Below are 20,536 nucleotides of genomic sequence, written 5' to 3' on the forward strand. Positions count from 1 at the left end.
TCCTCCTATCTGAACTGCTTCAGGAATCTCATGTCGCTTTCGTACAGGAGCCTGATGTCGTCGATTCCATATTTGAGCATTACAAGCCTGTCCAGTCCGAAGCCGAATGCGAAGCCTGAATATACTTCAGGGTCTATTCCGCCGCTCCTGAGGACATCCGGATGGACCATCCCGCAGCCGACAACCTCGATCCAGCCTTCACCCTTGCATACCCTGCAGCCTTCGCCGCCGCATACGAAGCAGGTGGCGTCCATTTCTGCCGAAGGCTCGGTGAACGGGAAGTGGTGAGGCCTGAACTTGGTATTTATCCCTTCGCCGTATAGCTTCTTTATAAATTGCTCCAGAGTGCCCTTGAGGTCTGCAAAGGTTATTCCCTTGTCGATGACAAGACCTTCGATCTGGTAGAAGATAGGCGAATGGGTTGCATCAAGGTCATCTGACCTGTATACCTTACCCGGGGATATCATCTTTATCGGAGGCTTCTGCGTCTCCATTGTGCGGATCTGGACTGGTGAGGTCTGGGTCCTAAGGACCACATTGTCGTTGATGTAGAAGGTATCCTGCTCGCCTCGTGCAGGATGGTCCTTCGGAATGTTTAGTGTCTCGAAGTTGTAGTAGTCGAGCTCGACCTCAGGTCCTTCCTCTATGGTGAAGCCCATTTCAAGGAATATCTTCTCAATTTCGTTCAGGGTAAGGCTGAGCGGATGGTTACCGCCTATTACCGGCCTCTTGCCTGGAAGTGTTATATCAACTACTTCCGATGCAAGCTTCCTTTCCCTCTCCTTGTTCTTTAGCTCACCTTTGAGAGCTTCAATCCTTGATTCCAGCTCTTCCTTCGCATCATTCACGAGCTTGCCCATAAGCGGCCTCTCTTCGGGTGAAAGAGCTCCCATGCTCCTCAGCACCTGTGTGAATGCGCCTTTCTTTCCAAGGAAATCAACTCTCAGCTTCTCAATCTCTTCCATATTTGATACTTCAGCTATTTTCGCAAGAAAGTCCTGTTTGATCGATTCAATCTGGTTTCTCATGTTATCCTCCATTTCCGTGCTTAATAAAACAAGATTTTTGAAAATAAAAAAACCGCCCCTGGATAGGGACGGATATTTCCGCGGTACCACCCTAAGTTGGCTTAATTCAGCCCACTTTAGGAATATAACGGTTCTAACCGCCGAAGACTACTTTTTTCATCTCCGGAGCTCATAAGTGAACTTCATCAGGTGCTTTCCATGTGCGCTTTCAGTCTGCGGCGCAGCATCCCTTTGTGGAAGCATTCCAGACTACTCTCTTAATCAGTGCCTGTAAATAATATGCCAATTAATTATAATTCATTGGAAAACGAAATTCAAGCAGGGTATGACCCATGTTTTATCAGGATTTCCTTTGTTCCTCCAGCTGACGTACCCTTTCGAATATGATTATTGAGGCAGCTATCGATGCATTTAGGCTTTCAGCGTTACCTGGCATGGGTATCCTGAGGAGGATCGTAGCCTTGTCCATCAGTTCCTGCCTGACACCGTTCCCCTCGTTTCCGATTACAAGTATCATATCTCCTGTAAGGTCTGCTGAATATATGCTTTTGCTGGCCTCCAGCGAAGTGACAGCAAGAGGGATGCCTTCAGCTGCAAGTCGTTCAAGTTCGTCGTCCCCGTCAATTGTAACAGGTATGTGGAATATGGACCCCATTGAGCTTCTCATGGCTTTCTCAGAGTAAGGGTCTGCCGAGCCCTTTCCAAGAATGACCCTTGAAGCTCCTCCTGCATGTGAGGACCTTATTATAGTTCCTACATTACCCGGATCCTGAAGCCTGTCGAGATAGACTACAAGTCCTCTGGATCCAGTGACCTTCCTTGAATCTGAAACAACCGCCACGATTCCCTGAGGCGTCTCTGTTGAGGAAAGCTGTCTTATCACATCCGGATTGGTTGAGATCAGTTCGATACCGTCAGAAGCAAGGAAACTTCCAAGATACCTCTGCAGCTGGTCTTCCGATCCGGAATCATAGATGACAGTCTTCACGTCCATTCCGGCCTTGAAGGCCTCCTGGACCATCCTGAAGCCCTCGGTGAGGAAAAGTCCCTTAAGGCGCCGTTCCTTCCTGTCCAGGAGTTTTCTGATTTCCCTGATCCTGGGGTTGCTTTTGCTCTCTATGGCTATTACTCTAGTCACCTGATATCATGTGCTCAAGCCTTGCAAGGTCATCGGTGTTTCCGATACATAGGAGCACGTCTCCTTCTTTGATCATATCCTTGGCATTGGGAGATATGTTGATGTCATCATGTGATTTGATGGCCATTATGTTAATGCCATACTTGGACCTTACATCGAGCTCAAGGATGTTCTTCCCGTACCATTCTGGAGGTGCCTGTATCTCAATTAAGCTGTAATCTGGTGAAAGCTCGATGAAATCAAGCAGGTTGGATGAAACAAGGTTGTGGGCGACCCTGACTCCCATGTCTTTTTCTGGAAGTATGACCTTGTCAGCGCCGATTTTTGTGAGAACCTTGGCATGCATCTCACTTTGAGCTTTTGCTACTATATATTTGACACCTGATTCCCTTAGGATAAGTGTTGTCATGATCGATGCCTGCACATTCGAGCCTATGGTGACGACAGCCACATCGAAATTCCTGATCCCAAGGGTCCTCAGCGCATACTCATCAGTTGCATCCATCTGGACCGCATGGGTGACCTTGTCAGAGATATTCTGTATGACGTCTTCATCCGAATCAATTGCCAGGACATCATGTCCCATGGTAAACAGTGTCTCTGCGACAGACCTTCCGAATCTTCCGAGTCCTATAACTACATATTGCTTGCTTGCCATTTGAATTCTACCGCCTTTATCCGATTAATAGCTTGTCTTCAGGGTATTTTATTGCAGCCGGATGCTTGATGTTGGCAAGTGCCAGCATTACAGTCAGCGGCCCTACTCTTCCAAGATACATGGTGACTCCTATTATGACCTTTCCCATCGATGACAGGTCAGGAGTTATTCCAAGTGAAAGTCCCACTGTACCAAACGCCGAGAAAACCTCATACATGATCATTTCCATAGGTTTTCCGGCTTCAGTCATAGCCAGGAGTATGATATCAAGGAGTACAAGTGCAATACCTATTGCAAAGACCGAAATTGCCTTGTATACGGTACCCTTGGACAGTCGCTTGCCAAACAGCTCGGTATCCTCCCGGCCTTTAAGTACTGAATATATGGTGAACAGTACAATACCGAAGGTGGTAGTCTTTATTCCGCCTGCAGTAGAGCCAGGAGAACCTCCTATGAACATCAGGAGCATGGTTATGAATCTGCTTGCCGGTGCCATGTCTGTCAGGCTCACAGAATTAAAGCCAGCTGTCCTGGGCGTGACAGAAGCGAACCAGGCATTTGTCAATTTGTTCCCGAATGTCATTCCAGACAGGGTATAGTTCCATTCAAGCACCAGAAAGGTAAGCATGCCCCCCAATATAAGTATGCCGGTTATAAGGAGCACTACCTTGGCATGCAGTGAAAGCCTCTTCAGCAGCTTTGGACTCTTCCTGTTATTCCATAGCTCAAGCCATACCGAAAATCCTAAACCACCTATGACTATCAGTGCCCCGGTCGTAATGATGATTATCTTGTTTGTGTTAAGGAGTGTCAGGGACTGGAACTTTCCGGTGACTTCGTTTCCGAACAGGTCGAATCCCGCGTTGCAGAAGGCTGATATTGAATGCCAGAAACCCAGGTATATGCCCTTGGCTACGCCATGTACAGGTATGAACTGTGTCATGAATACCAATGCGGCTGTGAGCTGGACTCCAAAGGTGAAGAACAGCAGGTACCTGACAAGCTTTATGATCCCCTGAAGGTTCTGGGCATTGTAAGCTTCCTGCATTACAAGCCTTTCCCTGAGAGTGATCTTCTTTCCGATGACCAATGCCACCAAAGTAGTCACGGACATGAATCCAAGACCGCCAAGCTCTATCAATATTGCAATCACGGTCTTGCCGAAATAATTCCAATGTGTGCCTGTGTCAAGTGTGACAAGTCCGGTCACACACACAGCTGATGTCGCTGTGAATATCGAATCAAGGAAATTTGTGAACTCACCGGATTGTGAAGAAACCGGCAGGGAAAGCACAAGTCCTCCGGTCAGTATAACCGCTGCAAAGCCTATCGACAATATCTGGACCGGATTGAGCGATCTTTTCTTGGTAACGGGTATTCTCATGACGCACCTCGAAACTTTGTTATTCTATAATAATATATCTATTATTGCTTTACTTCAAGCAATCATGTCCAGTGAAACCTCTAAGTACTGGGATGTTTTGCCTTCAAATCAATAAAACCTGACATGAAGTCAGGTTTATTGGCTCAATATGAGTTATTTAATTAAGCTAGCTTTGTCTTTGCTGTGTTAACAAGCTCAGTGAATGCCTTAGGATCATTGATTGCGATCTCTGAGAGCATCTTCCTGTTGATCTCGATACCTGCAAGCTTGAGTCCGTTCATCATCTTTGAATAGGTGAGTCCGTTCATCCTTGCTGCAGCGTTGATTCTTGCTATCCAGAGGCTTCTGAAGTCTCTCTTCTTGAGCTTCCTTCCAACATATGCATTTCTGAGTGCCCTTATTACTGTTTCATTAGCAGTCCTGAAGAGCTTGCTCTTTCCGCCGTAGTAACCCTTGGCGAGCTTCAATACTTTCTTATGGTTCTTATGAGCGTTTACCGCCCTTTTTACTCTTGCCATTTTCTATCCTCCCGTATTCCTACTAAATGTAAGGCAGCAGCTTCTTGATCGTTTTTACCTGGGAAGCTGATACATATCCGCTCTTCCTGAGGTTTCTCTTCCTCTTGGAAGACTTCTTCGTGAGGATGTGGCTCTTGAACGCCTTCGCTCTCTTGAACTTTCCGCTTCCTGTCTTCTTTATCCTCTTTGCAGTGGCTCTATGTGTCTTCATTTTTGGCATAGTGGTTTCCTCCCCTTGAGTTAAGATTTTTTAGGTGTCATAATCATAATCATGTTCCTGCCTTCCATTTTTGCAGGTTTTTCAATGATGCCAACATCTTCCAACTTGCCGGCGAAGGATTCCAGTATCTTCAAACCGTTCTGAGAATAAGCAGCTTCTCTTCCTCTGAATCTCACGGTTACCTTCAGCTTGTCGCCGTCCTGCAGGAACTTCCTTGCATTATTGGCTTTGATGTCGATGTCGTGTTCCTCAGTTGACGGACTGAAGCGTATTTCCTTGAGGGTTATGACCTTCTGGTTCTTCCTGGCTTCCTTTTCCTTCTTTGCCTGCTCATAGTTGAACTTGTGGTAGTCCATGATCTTGCACACCGGCGGTTTTGCAGTAGGTGCTATCATGACAAGGTCAAGTTCTTTCTCTTCTGCCATCCTTAATGCATCTTTCGATGATACGATGCCGAGCTGTTCGCCTGTGCTGGAAATGAGCCTTACTTCCTTCTCCCTGATCTCGTTGTTGATTGGTACGTTTTTATTTATAGTTTTCACCTCCGAATTTGGAATGCTGAAACAATGATAATAAAAAAGGACGGTATGAACCGTCCTCAAAACTCATTGATAAATCCATGAATCCTTGACCATACAGCATAACCGTAAGGTGAGAAACGGCCGTTTCTTCTTTACCAAGTTATTATATCCAAACCAAACAGGCATGTCAACAAAAAAATATGGCAAAAAGCAAAAATGAAAAAGGAAAAAGGGACAAATGCAAAATGGTTAACCATGATCTGAAGCCTGAAGGCAGAAAGGTTGCTTCACCTTAAGCCAGCGAGCCTCAGCAGAAAGTAAATGACTGCCAAAATGATTGCCAGAAGGCATCCGCTACCCTCTTCAGGAGGTTTTTTGCCGCTGCGTTTTGTAGCTTTGTCTTCGACAAGGGATATCAGTGGAATGATCTCATCGAGGCCTGATTTACCTGAAAGCCTTAAGTGAACCATACAAGCCTCCTGGGGGGAAATTCAGCAAAAGAATGAGCCATCGCTAGGATGGCTCAATTATACATTCTTATTTGACTTTCGTGCAAGCCTCAGCTTGTCCCGGTATCCTGGAATGCAGCCTGTGCTATTTCTTCAAAGTCTCGATAAGGCTTGCCAGGACGTCCTTGCAGTCTCCTGCCACGCCGTAGTGGGCTACGTTGAAAATTGGCGCTTCGGGATTTTCATTAACGGCTATGAATGTTCCCGGCTTGATGACTCCGCCGGTGTGCATGACGGCACCGCTTATTCCGAAGGCTATATAGAGCTTGGGCTTTACAATCTTTCCGCTCTGTCCTATCTGGAACTCCTCTGATATCCATCCTTCCTGGACAATTGGCCTGGTTGCTCCAACCATTCCGCCAATGAGGTCTGCCAGTTCCTGAAGCCTGTCGAAGTCACCCTTCGTCTTGAAGCCTCTTCCGCCTGCGACTATGACATCAGCCTTGCATATGTCGTTTTCGCATTCGACCCTTGGGATCGACTTGATTATCCTGGTCAGGATTTCAGCGTCATTGACCTTTACTTCCTCTCTTATGGGAGTGCCTGACTTTGACTCATCAGGTTTCACAAGCTCAAGCATTCCGGGCTTCACTGTAGCCATCTGAGGTCTTCTTTCTTTGCAGAGTATGTCGACTACCACTTCACCGTTGAGATATGGCTTCTTCTGCATGAGGAGCTTGGCTCCGTCTATGATATCCATGTCAAGGTCTATGCAGTCGGCTGAGATGCCTGTCTCAAGCCTGACACCTATCCTTGGTGCAAGGTCCCTTCCGACGCTGTCAGCTCCGAATAGGACCGATGCGGGCTTGTATTTACCTATCAGGACTTCCAGGACATTAGCATAGCTGTTTGCATCATAATCCTTGAGGTTCTCCTCATCGACATATATGACTTCATCAGCTCCGTAGGCGTATGGCTGAAGAAGTGATTTCTTCATTCCATGGCCGATAATGGCTGCGGTAACCTTCTCATCAAACTTCGTCCCCAGAGCCTTAGCCTTGCCTATCAGCTCGAATGTGACCTGAGGTACCTTATCTTGGCTGCTGTGGGCAACAACCCAAATTCCTGTATCTGTAGACATGTCTTCACCTATCCTTACTTCACGCATATTGTTTACTTAGCGGCTTTTGCAAGTTCTGCAATCTTCCTGGCGATATCGACTGTGCTGCCGGAAAGCATCCTGCATGCTCCTGCTGCCCTCTCAACCATGTGCATTTCTCCGACTACAGTCGGCGAGCCTGGTACTCCTACATCTTCAGCTGAAAGGTTGAGCTTTGCAATATCAACGACTTCGATTTCAGAGCTTACTGCAACCCTGATGTTCTTAAGGTCCATGTATCGTGGCTTGTTGACCTCTCCGGTTACAGAGAGCATTGCCGGAAGCTTTGCCTCAACTTCAAGGTCACCGTTCTCTGCGGCTTTCTTTACAATCACCTTTCCAGCCTCAATGGAAACCAGCTCGTCCACGTATGTCAGCTGTGCGATTCCAAGCCTTTCAGCGATTGCCGGTCCTACTATGCTTGTCTCAGCATCTATTGCATGCTTTCCGCAGAGTATCAGGTCGCAATCAGGAACATATTTCCTGATTGCCTCGGTGAGTGCGAGGGAAGTGGCGATTGTATCTGATCCTGCAAGGGCTCTGTCGGTAAGAAGGATACCCTTGTCTATTCCCATCGCAAGGCACTCTCTCAGTGAGCTTTCAGCTGAAGGTATACCCATTGTGATTGCATAGGTCTCGGCTCCGAACTTTTCCTTCAGCTCGAGGGCAAGCTCTACTGCATTGAGGTCGTATGGGTTAATGAAAAGCTCTGCTCCTCTCCTGTCTATGTTCTTGGTCTTCTTGTCTATCTTGACATCATCAGAATTGAATACTTCCTTGATGCAAACTACGATTTTCAAAGTATCATACCTCCAGTTATTTCATGCTCAGCGTTGAATTTCCTATGATCATCTTCTGTATCTCAGTGGTGCCTTCACCTATTTCAAGTATCTTCGCATCCCTCAGCAGCCTTTCAGGAACGAACTCCTTGCTGTATCCATTCCCGCCATGGATCTGGATGGCTGAATCAGCTGCCCAGACTGCCCTTTGGCCGCCATAGGCCTTAAGGCAGGCTGCAGGTACTGAGAACGGCTGCTTGTTTTCACGTAGTGCGCATATCTTTTCAGTGAGTGCTGCTGTAGTCTCCTCAGCGATTTTCATGTCAGCTATCTTGAAGGAGATTGCCTGGAATTTTCCTATGGACTGTCCGAATGCCTTCCTCTCGTTTGCGTACTTAACTGATTCGTCTATGCATCTTCTTATTACTCCAACGCTCATCGCACCTATGAGATGCCTTCCTACGTCAAGTACCTCCATGCAGTATTTGAAGCCCTTGCCAAGTTCGCCTATCAGGTTGCCCTTTGGTACCCTGCAGTTGTTCATGTATATCTCTCCGGTATTGGAGCCCCGTATGCCCATCTTGTCTTCCTTGTGTCCGAACTTAAGTCCGGGATTGCCCTTTTCGACCATGATGACGCTGATGCCTCTTGTACCCTTTGATTTGTCTGTCAGCACTGCCAGCAGATAGAATCCACTTACGCTGTAGTTAGTTATCCATGCCTTCTGGCCGTTGATAACCCATTCATCTCCATCGAGGTGTGCTGTTGATTGTATACCTGCAGCATCAGACCCGGCTGAGGGCTCAGTAAGGGCGAAGCAGCCTATGCATTCTCCCGCAGTTATCTGGGGCATCAGCCTGTCCTTGAGCTCCTTGCTGGCATACTTGGCGAATATGTGTGATGCCAGGTAGTGTGCGTCGAGTGTTATTGCAACGCTTGAGCTTCCATAAGCCATCTCCTCCGTGAATATGGCCTCTGCATAGGAATCGAGCCCTGCGCCGCCATATGCTGGATCCTCAGTAAGGCCGAAGGCTCCGTATTTTGCTATTTCCTTCATTACGTGCCAGGGAAATTCGGACGTCTGGTCCATCTCCTTGTCGTATGGCATTACCTCGTTCTTCACGAGCTCCCTTGCCATCTTTCTGACCATTTCATTCTGTTTTATGTTCATTAAAGTCAGTACCTCCTTTTTGCTTTATCTAAACAAGCTTCTTATCCTTAAGGACTTCTATCTTTTCTTCGGAGTAACCCAGAACTTTCCTGAGTATGTCTTCAGTGTCCTGTCCCAAAGTAGGCGCTCCCCTCCATACCTTTCCCGGAGTTCCCGAGAGCTTGGGAATTATTCCGACAGCCTTGATATCCTTCTCAAGTGTCTCGTCCCTGTACGTGATGATGTCGCCCCTGTCTATCCAGTGCGGGTCATTTATTATGTCTTCGACAGAGTTGATCTTGCTTGCAGGGACCTTGAACTTTGCCAGATGATTGACAATCTCCTCACAGGTCCTTTCACCGCACCAGTTGACGATGTATGCCCTGAGTTCCTTGCCTCTCTCGGAGTTCATGGCCTGCGGTGATCCGCCAGCCTCTGCAAAGGAATATGTGTTTATGTCAAGCCCGAATGCCTGGATGGCCCTCTTGTAGACGCCAGGTCCGTATGCTCCGATGACAAGGTATGCGCCGGTCTTGTCCTGGAACAATCCGTAAGGCTGGAATGCCGGTGAATCAGGGCCGCTCCTTCTCTTGACTGCTCCTGTCTCTGAATAGGTCACGACTGTATCGGCAAGAAGCTTGGCACAGGCCTCGAACTGCGCGAGGTCGACCTCCTGTCCTTTGCCGGTCTTCTCAGCGTTGATGTAGGCTGAAAGGATTCCGAACGCAGCGACATAGGATGACAGGTAGTCATTGAACCATGGCTTGACTATCGCTGGTGGAGCTGGCTCAGGATTGCCGTTTATGAACGCATATCCGCCATATGCCTGACCGATCATGTCATAGGAAGCCCTGTCGCATATCTCCGGGTCTCCTCCGAACTGAGGCCTGCCGAAGCCGCTGATGTGGCAGATTACAAGCTTTGGATTAGCAGCGAGCAGCTCTTCGTTGTAGATGCCGAACTTGTCAAGCCACACCATGTTCTCCACAACAATATCAGACGACTTGACAAGGTCCATGAACATTTCCTTGCATTCAGGGACATCAAGTGAAAACTCCATGGTGAGGCTAAGCCTGTTTCTCGCATCCTGTGCCCAGGTCGTCGATACCTTCTTGTCCCCGTGCTTGGCAAAAGGAGCAAGCACCCTCAAAGTGTCTCCTACTCCAGGCCTCTCTACATGGACAACCTCAGCGCCAAAATCGGCCAGAAGGTTTGCTGTGTTTGGACCTGCAACTATTGATCCGAGTGATAGCACCCGCACTCCTGCAAGCGGCCCGAATTCAGGTATTATTGTGTTTTTCACTGTCATTTTTTGCTCTCCCCTTTTTTTGTTTTACTATTAACGATGTCTTATACAGCAAAAGTCATGCCAAAATGTGGGTAGAGATAAAAAACAAGTCTTTGACAAGGAAATGTCAGTATACTGAGCGGTTTTTTTAACAAGCTTGTCAAGAATAAAACAGGGTTGGAAAAATAAATGCCGTGTGCAAATCTGCAATATAATGCATTTTTGCACACGGCATTTGAGGTTCATACATTAGGCTGACTGACTCTTGACCTCTTCTTCTTTCTTGTTATGGTAGATTCGTTTATTGACAGTTCAGCGGCAGCCTTCCTTATCGATCCGTACTTTTCGATGGCATGCTCGATCAGCTCAGCCTCAACCTCGCACATTATCTCCTTGAAGCTCTTTCCTGAATCAAAAATGTCGCCTTCTCTGACAGTATTGCTTCCCAGATAGGATCTCCTTCCTGATGCGGAAGCAATATCTTCCGGAAGGTCCTTTGCAGTGATCAGGCTGTTCTTTGAAAGAAGTATGAGCCTCTCCATCAGGTTCCTAAGCTCCCTGATATTGCCAGGCCACTCATATTCCCTGAGGAGATTCATCGCTTCAGTATCAATGATCTTATTGCATCCGTATGTTGCATTCAGCTCATCCACCATGTTCTTTGCGAGTATCGGGATATCCTCCTTCCTGTCACGCAGGGCAGGTATCTCGATAGGTATGACATTAAGCCTGAAGTAAAGGTCTTCCCTGAAGAGCCCTTTTGCCACAAGGTCCTTAAGGTCCCGGTTCGTTGCAGCAATGACCTGGGCATTGGTTTCGATGGGCTTAGTCCCTCCAACCCTGTAGAACCTCTTTTCCTGAAGGACGTTAAGCAGCTTCGCTTGAAGCTGGACAGGCATGTCGCCAATCTCGTCGAGGAAGATGACGCCATCCTTCGCTTCTTCGAACAACCCCTTCTTTGGCTTGTCGGCTCCTGTGAAGGATCCCTTTTCGAACCCGAACAGCTCGGATTCTATTAGGTTCTCAGGAATGGCGCTGCAGTTTATGTGGACAAAGCTGCCCCTGCAGCTGCTCTTGCTCAGGTATATGCACTTGGCGATCATAGATTTCCCTGTTCCGGACTCACCGGTGAGGAGAAGCGGAAGGTCGTAGTCTGCGACTGTCTCGATGACATCCATCACAGATTCCATCCTTTCACTTGAGTAGAGGCCGATATTCAGCTTTTCAACAGCTTCATTAAGCTTTAGTTTTGTAATGTACTTCTTCTTGTTCCTGATCCTGTTCTCAGACAGCTCCTCATAGCGCCTGTTGAGCTCGTTCACGTTCCTTATGTTCGAGGTTATCCTTATCAGCCTGCCGTCATGGAAGAGAGGCTTTGAAGTCATTATGACTTCAGTACCGTTTGCGAACCTTACGACGGAATCCCTTTCTTCCCCGATCTTTATGACCTCCATTACTGAACAGTAAGGGAACAGGCCCTCAGATTCGAGCTCATATATGGACCTGTTCATGATCTCAACATTCTCAAGGCCTGAAACCCTCTTGAAATTCTGGTTGAATGCCCTGATTATACCTTTGCCGTTAGTGATCATGACAGAATCATCATAGCAGTCGATGAACGACTGCAGCTTTATTAGGCTTTCTCCTATCTCACACCACGCCTGCATGACATCTTTGTACTCGAAGATGTCGTTTAGAAGGACCTTTACACTGTCTTCCCCTTTCTTTACGAACTGGAGAAGGAACCTGTCCTCGAGCGATGTCTTTGCGATCCTCTTGTAGATGTTGTCTTTCAGCCAGCCCGCACTGAACCATGGAAGCAGACCAGTCAGCATTTCTCCTGCCTTTATGCTTTTGAAATAGCTTACAGCCTTGTCATTGAAGTCAGTTATTCTTCCCTGCCCGTCAACTTCGATAAAGGCCCAGGAGTCGTCCGTCCGTATATTTATCAGGTTATCATCGTACATAATATCACTCCGTGCATATTAGAATCTTTAGAAGTCAGCAATCCGACAATTGGCAGCATTATTCGTGCAAATTTCCATATAAGTTAGTGGCGATTAATCAGATATTTATAACATTGCCAATATGTTAAGAATATAGCTGCAATAAATTAGCTCTGCGCTAAATTATTATAAAAAAATTAACTGCAGTAAATAAATTATCACATAGCCCGGGCGAATTTGCACTACCTGGACTATTCTTTAACAAAAATATAAGAACATGAATTTCCAGTTCAGCGAATAATGGCACATCATCAGCTGAAATCTGGGAAGTTCGCGATTAAGGATAGGATCCTTGTTTTGGTCATAAGCCGGGCTGCAGTATGCCTCAGTGCTTTGACTCTGCGTACTCTTGTGGTACAATCGGTTTAAACGCTTTCAGCGAATGCTGGAGCATAAACCTAGGATATGGAGTTGATGCATATGGAGAAGACACTTGTGCTGATAAAACCGGATGCGGTGGAGCGCAGCCTTATTGGAAACATCATCGCCCTTTATGAGAAGAATGGCATGAAGGTGACAGGACTTAAGATGGTCCATGCAACGAAGGCTTCTGCCGAGGAGCACTATATGGAGCACTTCGGAAGACCCTACTATGACAACCTCATAGGCTATATCACACGTTCCCCAATCGTTGCAATGGTACTTGAAGGGGAAGATGCCATCACAAGGGTCAGGGAGATAAACGGCAAGACCGACCCCAGACAGGCCGCAGAAGGAACAGTACGTGCACTTTATGGGATTAGCACGTCTGAAAATACAGTACACGCCTCCGACAGTCCGGAAAGCGCAAAGCGAGAGGCTGAGGTATGGTTCGGATCCGATTATTAGGATATAGTGAATTGAAAAGAAGAAGCACCCTCGATGAGGNNCCTCATCGAGGGTGCTTCTTCCATCTTTTATCACTTATTTTTCTTGTGCTTGTTTATGGCATGCCTCAGGCCGTGTTCAGTACCTGCCATGATCCTCTTGAAATTGGGGATGTGCTTCCATAAGCTTACTGCCCACAGAAGCAGGGATACCATGACGCTCGGCAATCCATGCCCAAGGACTATTGCGCTGATCACTCCCGAGGTGACCAGTACCAGGGTTCCTATGGCTATATGGTCTGTAACCACAGTTACCAGGGTTGTAAGGAGTATACCTGCAATTCCCAGCAGGGGATTGATGCCCAGGAGCATTCCCGCATATGAGGCGGTGCCTTTGCCTCCCTTGAACTTCATGTAGAACGGGAAGTCATGGCCGAAGATTACTGCCGCACCGTTAAGGTACATGGGCAGATAGCCCTGGTCCACATAGCCTGATGCCATGAGCCTTCTTACGATCACAACCGACAGGACCGCCTTTGCTATGTCAAGAAGAGCAACTGCGATTCCCCAGCTCCAGCCGAAGGATACAGCCGCATTTGAAGCTCCTGAGTTCCCGAAGCCGAGCTTCCTGATGTCCACCTTCTTGAAAATCCTGCCAAGTATGTATGCTGACTGCAGATTACCGAAAAGATAGCCTATCAGTATGATTACCACATAATTCAAGGAAAGCACCCCCATAGATATTATTGGATCTCTATTTCTCCGTACAAGTCATATTCTGTTGATTCCGTTATCCTGGTCCTGACATAGGAGCCTGCGATAAGCTCTTCGTCAGTCTCGATATATACGAGACCGTCAATTTCAGGAGCCATCTCAGACGTCCTTCCATACCATCCGTTCTCATCAATACCTTCAACAAGGACATCGTATACCCTGTCGACTTTGGTACCGTTGACATCACTGGATATTCCCTGCTGAAGCGACATTATGGCGTCCCTTCTCTGTTCCTTCACTGACTTCTTTACCTGTCCCTGCATAAGGGCTGCCGGAGTCCCTTCCTCCTTGGAATAGGTGAATACGCCGAGTCTGTCGAATTTGACATCATTGACGAAATCAAGAAGTTCCTGGAATTCCTCATCGGTTTCCTGAGGGAAGCCTACAATGAGGGATGTCCTGAGGACTATTTCAGGTATTTCCTTCCTGAGCTTCGATATGAGCTCGGTTATTGTCTTCTTTGTGGTCCTTCTTGCCATTCTCTTGAGGACGGAATCCGATATGTGCTGTATCGGGAGGTCAAGGTATTTAACGACCTTTTCGTTGTCCCTCAGCTCATATATGAGTTCATCGTCGAACTCCTCAGGATAGAGGTAAAGGACCCTGATCCACCTGATGCCGCCTATCTCCTTGAGACCTCTTAAGAGCTCAGGAAGAGCCTTCTTCCCATATAGGTCGGTACCGTATCTGGTCGTGTCCTGCGCAACGAGGATCAGTTCGGTGGTTCCGCTCTCAGCGAGTAGTCTGGCTTCATTCAGTATATGGTCCATTTCCCTGCTCCTGTATTTGCCCCTTATCTTCGGGATGATGCAGTAAGTGCAGAAGTTGCTGCAGCCCTCGGAGATCCTCAGGTATGCGGTCTGACCGAAGCCTGTGGTAACCACCCTTTCGCCTTCGTTGATACCTGAATCCGAATAATCCAGCATCATTATCTTCTGCCTCGTGTTTATGAACTTCTCCACGTACGTGTCAAGGAAGCCATAGTTATTGACACCGAGGATGACGTCAAGCTCAGGCATGAGCGTAAGGAGCTCCTCACCGTACCTCTGGGTCAGGCACCCTGTGGCCATAAGCAGCTTGCAGTTGTGCGACTTCTTGTATTCTGCCATCTCGAGGATGGTATCTATAGATTCCTGCTTCGAGCTCTCAATGAATCCGCATGTATTGACTATTATGATATCAGCCTCAGACGGATCCTCGGTGAGGACATACTTGTCCCTGAGCATCCCCAGCATTATCTCAGAGTCTATCCTGTTCTTGTCGCAGCCGAGGCTCACGAGACCTAACTTGTACTTGTCCAAAAATCATTCCTCCAAAAGGGTAAACCAAATTGTATTCAACCAAATTATTATATCCTAATCCATGCATATTTCCAACATTATTTTACTTTCCGGTGAAGCACCTCTTGCCGGAAGAGTACCCATATGTACAGACCAGAATTGACAGATTCAAAAATGGAAATGGGACGCCAGGCATCCTATTGGATTCCTATGCATCCCATTTTCCGATTCCGAATGACCTGAACCTGTTGTATCTTGCTTCTACAAGAGTATCGTCTGTCTCTTTCCTGGCATTGTCGATGAAGGTCCTTATTATTCCTGACATATCCCTTACCACAAGGTTGAAGTCCTTGTCGATACCGCCGTACTCAGGGACAATGCCCTCGATCACCCTCAGCTTGAGGAGCTCATCGGAGGTTATCTTCATGATCTCGCTGGCTTCCTTCGCCTTGGAGGCATCCTTGTAAAGTATGGATGAGAAGCCTTCCGGTGAGAGTATGGAGTATATGGAATTCTCGAGCATATACACCTGGTCTCCTACAGCAAGGGCTAAAGCCCCACCGCTTCCGCCTTCTCCTGTTATGAAGCTTATTATCGGGGTCTTCACAGTTGCTGTTTCAAAAAGGCACCTTGCGATGGCCTCGCCCTGTCCCCTTTCCTCAGCCTCGACAGCGCAGCCTGCACCCTTGGTGTCAATGAGGATTATGACAGGCCTTTTGAACTTCTCCGCCTGCCTTATGAGCCTCAGCGCCTTCCTGTATCCTTCCGGATTTGGATTGCCGAAGTTCCTCATTATGTTCTCCTCAAGTGTCTTGCCTCTCTGAATTGCGACCACTGTCACAGGAGTGCCCATGAAGAAGCCGACTCCGCCAATAACAGCTCCGTCTTCCTTGAACAGCCTGTCTCCCTTGAACTCCATGAAGCCATCTATCATGGCGTCTATGAAGTCAAGTGGAAGCGGCCTGTGCTTGTCTCTTGCCTTTTGTACCTTTTCCCATGCACCCATCTAATTTCTCCTGTGTATCATGAGGAGCCTGTGAAGGTAATCCTTCAGGTCCTCACGCTTTACTATAGCATCGAGGAAGCCATGTTCCAGCAGGAACTCCGCACTCTGGAAATCCTCAGGCAGCTTCTGCCTTATGGTTCCCTCTATCACCCTTCTGCCTGCGAAACCTATAAGCGTTCCGGGTTCAGCGATTATAATGTCACCGAGCATCGCGAATGACGCGGTCACTCCGCCTGTGGTCGGGTCCGTCGGGACCGATACGTACAGAAGGCCTTCATCCGAATGTCTCTTGAGTACTGCTGATACTTTCGCCATCTGCATGAGGGACATTATCCCCTCCTGCATCCTTGCTCCACCTGAAGCAGAGAATATTACAAGAGGAAGCTTGTAGAAGATCGCGAACTCAACGAGTGAAGCAAGCTTCTCGCCTACAGCGGTTCCCATTGAGCCCATCATGAAGCCGGGTTCCATTACGCCTATGGCAGTCCTTATGCCTCCTATGTTCCCATATCCTGTGATGACAGCTTCCTTGAGACCTGAATTCTTCATTGAGGTCTCAAGCTTGTTGCCATAGCCCGGAAATCCAAGCGGATCGTTGCCGACTATGTTCTCATTGATCTCCCTGAAGGTATCAGCGTCAACCACAAGGCTGATCCTGGCATGTGCCCCGAGCCTGTGGTATGCTCCGCATTTGGGGCATACCCCGTGATTCTTCTCAAGGTCATCCGTTATTATGAATTTCTCGCACTTCACGCATTTGGTCCACAGGCCTTCAGGGATCGAAGGGGCTGAAGCGGCAGCCTCGTCTCTCCGATCCATTGTCTCCTGAGGCGGCAGCGTGAAATACTGCTTGTTTTTCTTAAAGATTCCCATCAGTCATCCCACCTAATCTCATCAAGCGTCGCAGTATGGTAACCGCCTGTAAGGAAGAAGTCACTTCTAAGTATCCTCTCCTGGTACTCCACGTTTGTCTTGATGCCTTCAATCGTAAGCTCGTCAAGTGCGCTCTTCATCTTCATGATTGCGTCATCCCTGTCCTTGCCGTGGACTATGAGCTTTGCCACCATGGAGTCGTAGAAAGGAGGGATCGTGAAGCCGCTGTATACTCCGCTGTCTACCCTCACACCGTTGCCTGAAGGAAAGTGGACGAATGTAAGCTTTCCCGGGCATGGAGCAAAGTTGTTCCATGGGTCTTCAGCATTGATCCTGCACTCTATGGCATGTCCTCTGAATTCCACTGATTCCATTGTTATGGAAAGGGCTTCGCCAAGGGCGATCCTTATCTGTTCCTTTATAAGGTCCACACCAGTTACCATTTCTGTTACAGGATGCTCGACCTGGATCCTTGTATTCATTTCCATGAAATAGAACTCATCATCAGCACCCAGAAGGAACTCTACCGTTCCCGCTCCCAGATAGTCTGAGGCTGCTGCGCATGCCATTGCGGCCTCGCCCATCCTTGTCCTCAGGGAGTCTGAAAGAGCAGGAGATGGAGTCTCCTCGAGGACCTTCTGCTTCCTTCTCTGAAGGGAGCAATCCCTCTCACCGAGATGTACGGTATTGCCGAAGCTGTCCCGGAGGATCTGGAATTCTATGTGCCTTGGGTTCTTGATGAACTTCTCGATATATACTCCGTCTTCCCCGAAATTGACCATTGCTTCCTTCTTGGCAGCCATCATTGCGTCCTTCAGCTCTTCTCGTCTGGTGACTATCCTTATACCCTTGCCGCCTCCGCCTGAGGATGCCTTGACCAGCACAGGATATCCCATGCCTTCTGCAATGGCTTCAGCCTCCTCATAGGTCGCAACATCTCCGTCAGATCCCGGGACTACCGGAACTCCGGCATTTTTTGCGGTTGCCTTAGCCATGGACTTGTCTCCCATAAGGGATATGGTCCTTTCGGACGGTCCGACGAAGGTGATGCCGCATTCGCTGCAGAGCCTTGCAAACAGGGGATTCTCCGAGAGGAACCCGTATCCTGGATGTATGAGGTTCGCTCCGGTCAGAACCGCAACGGAAAGGATGTTCTCCATATTGAGGTAGCTGTCCTTCGAGTAGTTTTTGCCTATGCAGTATGATTCATCTGCAAGCTTGACATGGAGGGACTCCCTGTCAGCTTCAGAATGAACCGCCACTGTGGCTATTCCCATTTCTCTGGCCGCCCTCAGTATCCTGAGAGCTATTTCGCCCCTGTTGGCGATAAGTAGTTTGTTCATAGTAATTCTCACCTATCCTAGTACGAAAAGCAGTTCTCCTTCACAGACAACCTCGCCATTCACGAAGGCCTTGCCTGTACCTTTTCCGAATGTGCTTTTCAGCTTTGTGATGTTTACCTCGAGGGTAAGGGTGTCTCCAGGACGTACCTGCTTCCTGAACTTGACCTTGTCAAGTCCGGCAAAGAAAGGCATCTTTCCCTTCATGGATTCCATTGAAAGTATTCCCACAGCACCGGTCTGGGCCATGGCTTCAACTATCAGCACTCCGGGCATCACCGGATGCTCCGGATAATGCCCCCTGAAGAAGTCCTCGTTCATGGTCACATTCTTTATTGCCCTGCAGTATTCCCCTGGCCTGACCTCGTCGACCCTGTCGATGAGGAGGAAGGGCTGCCTGTGGGGGATCGTCTTCATTATTTCATTGATGTCCATCATCTTCTAGTCCTCCTTTATCTGGAAGAGGGCTTTTCCGTAGTCAACCATCTCTCCGTCTTCAGGGAGTACTGCCATGACCATACCTGAATATGGCGACTTTATCTCGTTCATTATCTTCATCGCTTCAATGATGCAGAGGGTATCACCCTTCTTCACCATGTCCCCTACGGTTACAAAAGGCTTTTCACCTTCACCAGGTCTTGAATAGAAGCTTCCGACAATGGGGCTTGTGACCTCGGTATATACCGCATCAAGAGAAGCCTTGTCAGCAGGGGCATAGGATACCGGGCCGCTGGATAATGCCGGTGCGGCTGCAGCTTCAGAAGCGACCTCTTCGGTTGCTGAACCGGTCTTCACTGACTTATGTTTTTTCTCAGGCTTTTCCTTCAGTCTCGAGACTGAGAGGGAATCACCCCCGAGTTTTACCTTAAGCTCTGTGAAATCCGATTTTTCAAAGGTTTCAAGGAGCTTGAGAAGATCTCCTAATTCCATCATTAACCCTCCCATTCCTTGAACAGTATGGAAGCGTTGTGTCCGCCGAAGCCCAGTGAGTTTGAAAGCGCATATGAAATCTTGGCTTCCTGCATGCTGCCGTAAACCACATTCACTGAGACGACCTCATCTATGTTCTGTGTGTTGATTGTCGGAGGAATGAAGGAATCCCTTACGGAGAGGACAGATGCGATAGCCTCAACTCCGCCTGCTGCTCCAAGAAGGTGGCCTGTCATGGATTTTGTCGAGCTGACCTTGACCTCGTTTCCGAAAAGCCTTGATATCGCCTTTGACTCAAGCTGGTCGTTCATCGGGGTGCTTGTTCCATGGGCGTTTATGTAGTCCACCTTGTCAGGTGTGATCCCTGCTTCCTCGACGGCCTTCTTCATTGCCATGTATCCGCCGAGTCCCTCAGGATGAGGTGCGGTTATATGGTATGCATCCGATGTCGAGCCGTAGCCAACGATCTCCGCATATATCCTTGCCCCTCTCTTCATTGCGCTCTCAAGCTCCTCGAGAACTATGACTCCTGCTCCTTCGCCCATTACGAAGCCCTTCCTGTCCCTGTCAAAGGGAATGGAGCCCTTCGTCCTGTCATCAGTCTCGTTAAGAGCCTTCATGTTAGCGAATCCTGCTATTGCCATGGGGGTAATGGAAGCTTCGGTGCCTCCGGTCACAGCAACCTTGGAGTAGCCGTGCTTTATGCTCCTGAAGGCTTCTCCGATTGCATGTGTTCCCGACGCGCATGCCGATACCGTCGAGAAGGATGATCCCATGGCCTTGAGCCTTATGGAGACTTCTCCGGCAGCCATGTTGATTATGTTCATAGGTATGAAGAAAGGCGATACCCTTCCAGGCCCCTTCTCAATGAACTTCTGGACATTCTCCTCCATGGTTGAAAGACCGCCGATCCCTGACGATACATATACTGAAACATCGAAAGGGTCATACTGGCCTTCAGCGATACCTGAATCCTTCCATGCCTCTTCAGATGCAAGGATCGCAAGCTGAGTGAACCTGTCCATCCTTCTTGCTTCCTTCTTTCCCACTGCCTCGGCTACATCAAGACCCTTGATCTCTCCTGCGAGTACTGCCTTGAAGGCTGAAGTGTCAAAGGTTGAGATCTTGTCTATCCCGTTTCTGCCTTCCTTGAGTCCGGCATTGAATTCCTCTACATTGTTTCCTATGGGTGTCACGGCGCCCATTCCCGTTACGACTACTCTGTACAT

22 protein-coding genes and 2 other annotated features are annotated in these 20,536 nt (G+C 48.2%); of the genes, 1 reads left to right on the forward strand and 21 read right to left on the reverse strand.

All coding sequences use genetic code 11. From position 1 onward, the window contains the following. Positions 1–5: 5 nt before the first annotated feature. The 13 genes from pheS to T472_RS12345 all read right to left on the reverse strand — a co-directional run bounded on the left by pheS (position 6) and on the right by T472_RS12345 (position 12,259). Positions 6–1,028, reverse strand: coding sequence for a phenylalanine--tRNA ligase subunit alpha (gene pheS / locus T472_RS12285; protein ID WP_023388239.1), 1,023 nt, complete (start codon positions 1,026–1,028; stop codon positions 6–8). Between the two features lie 61 nt (positions 1,029–1,089). Continuing rightward, positions 1,090–1,302, reverse strand: a binding site (T-box leader). A 66-nt stretch (positions 1,303–1,368) separates the two neighbouring features. Beyond that, on the reverse strand, positions 1,369–2,166 hold the full coding sequence (locus T472_RS12290) for a TrmH family RNA methyltransferase (protein ID WP_023388240.1): 798 nt from the start codon (positions 2,164–2,166) through the stop codon (positions 1,369–1,371). After that, positions 2,159–2,824 carry a potassium channel family protein gene (locus T472_RS12295; protein WP_023388241.1) on the reverse strand — a complete coding sequence of 222 codons (666 nt, stop codon included), beginning with the start codon at positions 2,822–2,824 and terminating at the stop codon, positions 2,159–2,161. The genes T472_RS12290 and T472_RS12295 overlap by 8 nt, the downstream gene beginning before the upstream one ends. Positions 2,825–2,840: 16 nt before the next feature. Continuing rightward, complete coding sequence (locus T472_RS12300) at positions 2,841–4,208, reverse strand: TrkH family potassium uptake protein (RefSeq protein ID WP_023388242.1); 1,368 nt, start codon at positions 4,206–4,208, stop codon at positions 2,841–2,843. Positions 4,209–4,369: 161 nt separating this feature from the next. Next, positions 4,370–4,726, reverse strand: a complete 357-nt coding sequence (gene rplT, locus T472_RS12305) for a 50S ribosomal protein L20 (RefSeq protein ID WP_023388243.1) — start codon at positions 4,724–4,726, stop codon at positions 4,370–4,372. A gap of 22 nt (positions 4,727–4,748) precedes the next feature. Beyond that, on the reverse strand, positions 4,749–4,946 hold the full coding sequence (rpmI, locus tag T472_RS12310; protein WP_023388244.1) for a 50S ribosomal protein L35: 198 nt from the start codon (positions 4,944–4,946) through the stop codon (positions 4,749–4,751). Between the two features lie 20 nt (positions 4,947–4,966). Beyond that, positions 4,967–5,488, reverse strand: coding sequence for a translation initiation factor IF-3 (gene infC / locus T472_RS12315; RefSeq protein WP_082447686.1), 522 nt, complete (start codon positions 5,486–5,488; stop codon positions 4,967–4,969). A 26-nt stretch (positions 5,489–5,514) separates the two neighbouring features. Further along, positions 5,515–5,626, reverse strand: a sequence feature (ribosomal protein L20 leader region). Between the two features lie 128 nt (positions 5,627–5,754). Continuing rightward, a complete protein-coding gene (locus T472_RS12320) occupies positions 5,755–5,937 on the reverse strand; it encodes a hypothetical protein (protein ID WP_023388246.1) in 183 nt (60 codons plus the stop codon). 124 nt (positions 5,938–6,061) lie between these two features. Then, on the reverse strand, positions 6,062–7,084 hold the full coding sequence (locus tag T472_RS12325) for an electron transfer flavoprotein subunit alpha/FixB family protein (RefSeq protein ID WP_082447678.1): 1,023 nt from the start codon (positions 7,082–7,084) through the stop codon (positions 6,062–6,064). 5 nt (positions 7,085–7,089) lie between these two features. Further along, complete coding sequence (locus T472_RS12330) at positions 7,090–7,875, reverse strand: electron transfer flavoprotein subunit beta/FixA family protein (RefSeq protein ID WP_023388248.1); 786 nt, start codon at positions 7,873–7,875, stop codon at positions 7,090–7,092. A 16-nt stretch (positions 7,876–7,891) separates the two neighbouring features. Continuing rightward, positions 7,892–9,025, reverse strand: a complete 1,134-nt coding sequence (locus tag T472_RS12335; protein WP_023388249.1) for an acyl-CoA dehydrogenase family protein — start codon at positions 9,023–9,025, stop codon at positions 7,892–7,894. A 28-nt stretch (positions 9,026–9,053) separates the two neighbouring features. Next, positions 9,054–10,313 (reverse strand): CaiB/BaiF CoA transferase family protein, encoded by a 1,260-nt coding sequence (locus T472_RS12340; protein WP_023388250.1) that lies wholly within the window; start codon positions 10,311–10,313, stop codon positions 9,054–9,056. Between the two features lie 221 nt (positions 10,314–10,534). Further along, complete coding sequence (locus T472_RS12345; RefSeq protein WP_023388251.1) at positions 10,535–12,259, reverse strand: sigma-54 interaction domain-containing protein; 1,725 nt, start codon at positions 12,257–12,259, stop codon at positions 10,535–10,537. Between the two features lie 459 nt (positions 12,260–12,718). Between T472_RS12345 and ndk the strand changes: the two genes are divergently transcribed. After that, positions 12,719–13,126 carry a nucleoside-diphosphate kinase gene (gene ndk / locus T472_RS12350; RefSeq protein WP_023388252.1) on the forward strand — a complete coding sequence of 136 codons (408 nt, stop codon included), beginning with the start codon at positions 12,719–12,721 and terminating at the stop codon, positions 13,124–13,126. Between the two features lie 71 nt (positions 13,127–13,197). On the opposite strand, the gene T472_RS12355 is transcribed toward ndk, so the two are convergent. The 8 genes from T472_RS12355 to fabF form a co-directional block, all read right to left on the reverse strand. Continuing rightward, positions 13,198–13,818 (reverse strand): glycerol-3-phosphate acyltransferase, encoded by a 621-nt coding sequence (locus tag T472_RS12355; RefSeq protein ID WP_242864809.1) that lies wholly within the window; start codon positions 13,816–13,818, stop codon positions 13,198–13,200. Between the two features lie 29 nt (positions 13,819–13,847). Further along, on the reverse strand, positions 13,848–15,179 hold the full coding sequence (gene rimO / locus T472_RS12360) for a 30S ribosomal protein S12 methylthiotransferase RimO (protein ID WP_023388254.1): 1,332 nt from the start codon (positions 15,177–15,179) through the stop codon (positions 13,848–13,850). A 187-nt stretch (positions 15,180–15,366) separates the two neighbouring features. Beyond that, positions 15,367–16,164, reverse strand: a complete 798-nt coding sequence (gene accA, locus T472_RS19950; protein ID WP_040907514.1) for a carboxyltransferase subunit alpha — start codon at positions 16,162–16,164, stop codon at positions 15,367–15,369. Continuing rightward, on the reverse strand, positions 16,165–17,037 hold the full coding sequence (gene accD, locus T472_RS19955; protein ID WP_040907516.1) for an acetyl-CoA carboxylase, carboxyltransferase subunit beta: 873 nt from the start codon (positions 17,035–17,037) through the stop codon (positions 16,165–16,167). Continuing rightward, a complete protein-coding gene (accC, locus tag T472_RS12375; RefSeq protein WP_023388255.1) occupies positions 17,037–18,380 on the reverse strand; it encodes an acetyl-CoA carboxylase biotin carboxylase subunit in 1,344 nt (447 codons plus the stop codon). The genes accD and accC overlap by 1 nt, the downstream gene beginning before the upstream one ends. Before the next feature lie 12 nt (positions 18,381–18,392). Next, a complete protein-coding gene (gene fabZ / locus T472_RS12380) occupies positions 18,393–18,815 on the reverse strand; it encodes a 3-hydroxyacyl-ACP dehydratase FabZ (RefSeq protein ID WP_023388256.1) in 423 nt (140 codons plus the stop codon). A 3-nt stretch (positions 18,816–18,818) separates the two neighbouring features. Further along, positions 18,819–19,307, reverse strand: coding sequence for an acetyl-CoA carboxylase biotin carboxyl carrier protein (gene accB, locus T472_RS12385; protein WP_040907517.1), 489 nt, complete (start codon positions 19,305–19,307; stop codon positions 18,819–18,821). Between the two features lie 2 nt (positions 19,308–19,309). Then, the gene (gene fabF, locus T472_RS12390; RefSeq protein WP_023388258.1) at positions 19,310–20,536 is read right to left on the reverse strand and encodes a beta-ketoacyl-ACP synthase II; all 1,227 of its coding nucleotides are present in this window, start codon (positions 20,534–20,536) and stop codon (positions 19,310–19,312) included.

Origin of the sequence: Youngiibacter fragilis 232.1 (genome assembly GCF_000495435.3) — a bacterium.
In the GTDB taxonomy this organism is placed as follows: domain Bacteria; phylum Bacillota; class Clostridia; order Clostridiales; family Clostridiaceae; genus Youngiibacter; species Youngiibacter fragilis.

What these genes read in the sequence shown, in the direction of transcription:
- pheS (WP_023388239.1), bottom strand. Translation starts at nt 1,028, where the DNA reads ATGAGAAACCAGATTGAATCGATCAAACAGGACTTTCTTGCGAAAATA.
- T472_RS12295 (WP_023388241.1), bottom strand. Translation starts at nt 2,824, where the DNA reads ATGGCAAGCAAGCAATATGTAGTTATAGGACTCGGAAGATTCGGAAGG.
- T472_RS12300 (WP_023388242.1), bottom strand. Translation starts at nt 4,208, where the DNA reads ATGAGAATACCCGTTACCAAGAAAAGATCGCTCAATCCGGTCCAGATA.
- rplT (WP_023388243.1), bottom strand. Translation starts at nt 4,726, where the DNA reads ATGGCAAGAGTAAAAAGGGCGGTAAACGCTCATAAGAACCATAAGAAA.
- rpmI (WP_023388244.1), bottom strand. Translation starts at nt 4,946, where the DNA reads ATGCCAAAAATGAAGACACATAGAGCCACTGCAAAGAGGATAAAGAAG.
- T472_RS12320 (WP_023388246.1), bottom strand. Translation starts at nt 5,937, where the DNA reads ATGGTTCACTTAAGGCTTTCAGGTAAATCAGGCCTCGATGAGATCATT.
- T472_RS12325 (WP_082447678.1), bottom strand. Translation starts at nt 7,084, where the DNA reads ATGCGTGAAGTAAGGATAGGTGAAGACATGTCTACAGATACAGGAATT.
- T472_RS12335 (WP_023388249.1), bottom strand. Translation starts at nt 9,025, where the DNA reads ATGAACATAAAACAGAATGAAATGGTCAGAAAGATGGCAAGGGAGCTC.
- T472_RS12340 (WP_023388250.1), bottom strand. Translation starts at nt 10,313, where the DNA reads ATGACAGTGAAAAACACAATAATACCTGAATTCGGGCCGCTTGCAGGA.
- T472_RS12345 (WP_023388251.1), bottom strand. Translation starts at nt 12,259, where the DNA reads ATGTACGATGATAACCTGATAAATATACGGACGGACGACTCCTGGGCC.
- ndk (WP_023388252.1), top strand. Translation starts at nt 12,719, where the DNA reads ATGGAGAAGACACTTGTGCTGATAAAACCGGATGCGGTGGAGCGCAGC.
- accA (WP_040907514.1), bottom strand. Translation starts at nt 16,164, where the DNA reads ATGGGTGCATGGGAAAAGGTACAAAAGGCAAGAGACAAGCACAGGCCG.
- accD (WP_040907516.1), bottom strand. Translation starts at nt 17,037, where the DNA reads ATGGGAATCTTTAAGAAAAACAAGCAGTATTTCACGCTGCCGCCTCAG.
- accC (WP_023388255.1), bottom strand. Translation starts at nt 18,380, where the DNA reads ATGAACAAACTACTTATCGCCAACAGGGGCGAAATAGCTCTCAGGATA.
- fabZ (WP_023388256.1), bottom strand. Translation starts at nt 18,815, where the DNA reads ATGATGGACATCAATGAAATAATGAAGACGATCCCCCACAGGCAGCCC.
- accB (WP_040907517.1), bottom strand. Translation starts at nt 19,307, where the DNA reads ATGGAATTAGGAGATCTTCTCAAGCTCCTTGAAACCTTTGAAAAATCG.
- fabF (WP_023388258.1), bottom strand. Translation starts at nt 20,536, where the DNA reads ATGTACAGAGTAGTCGTAACGGGAATGGGCGCCGTGACACCCATAGGA.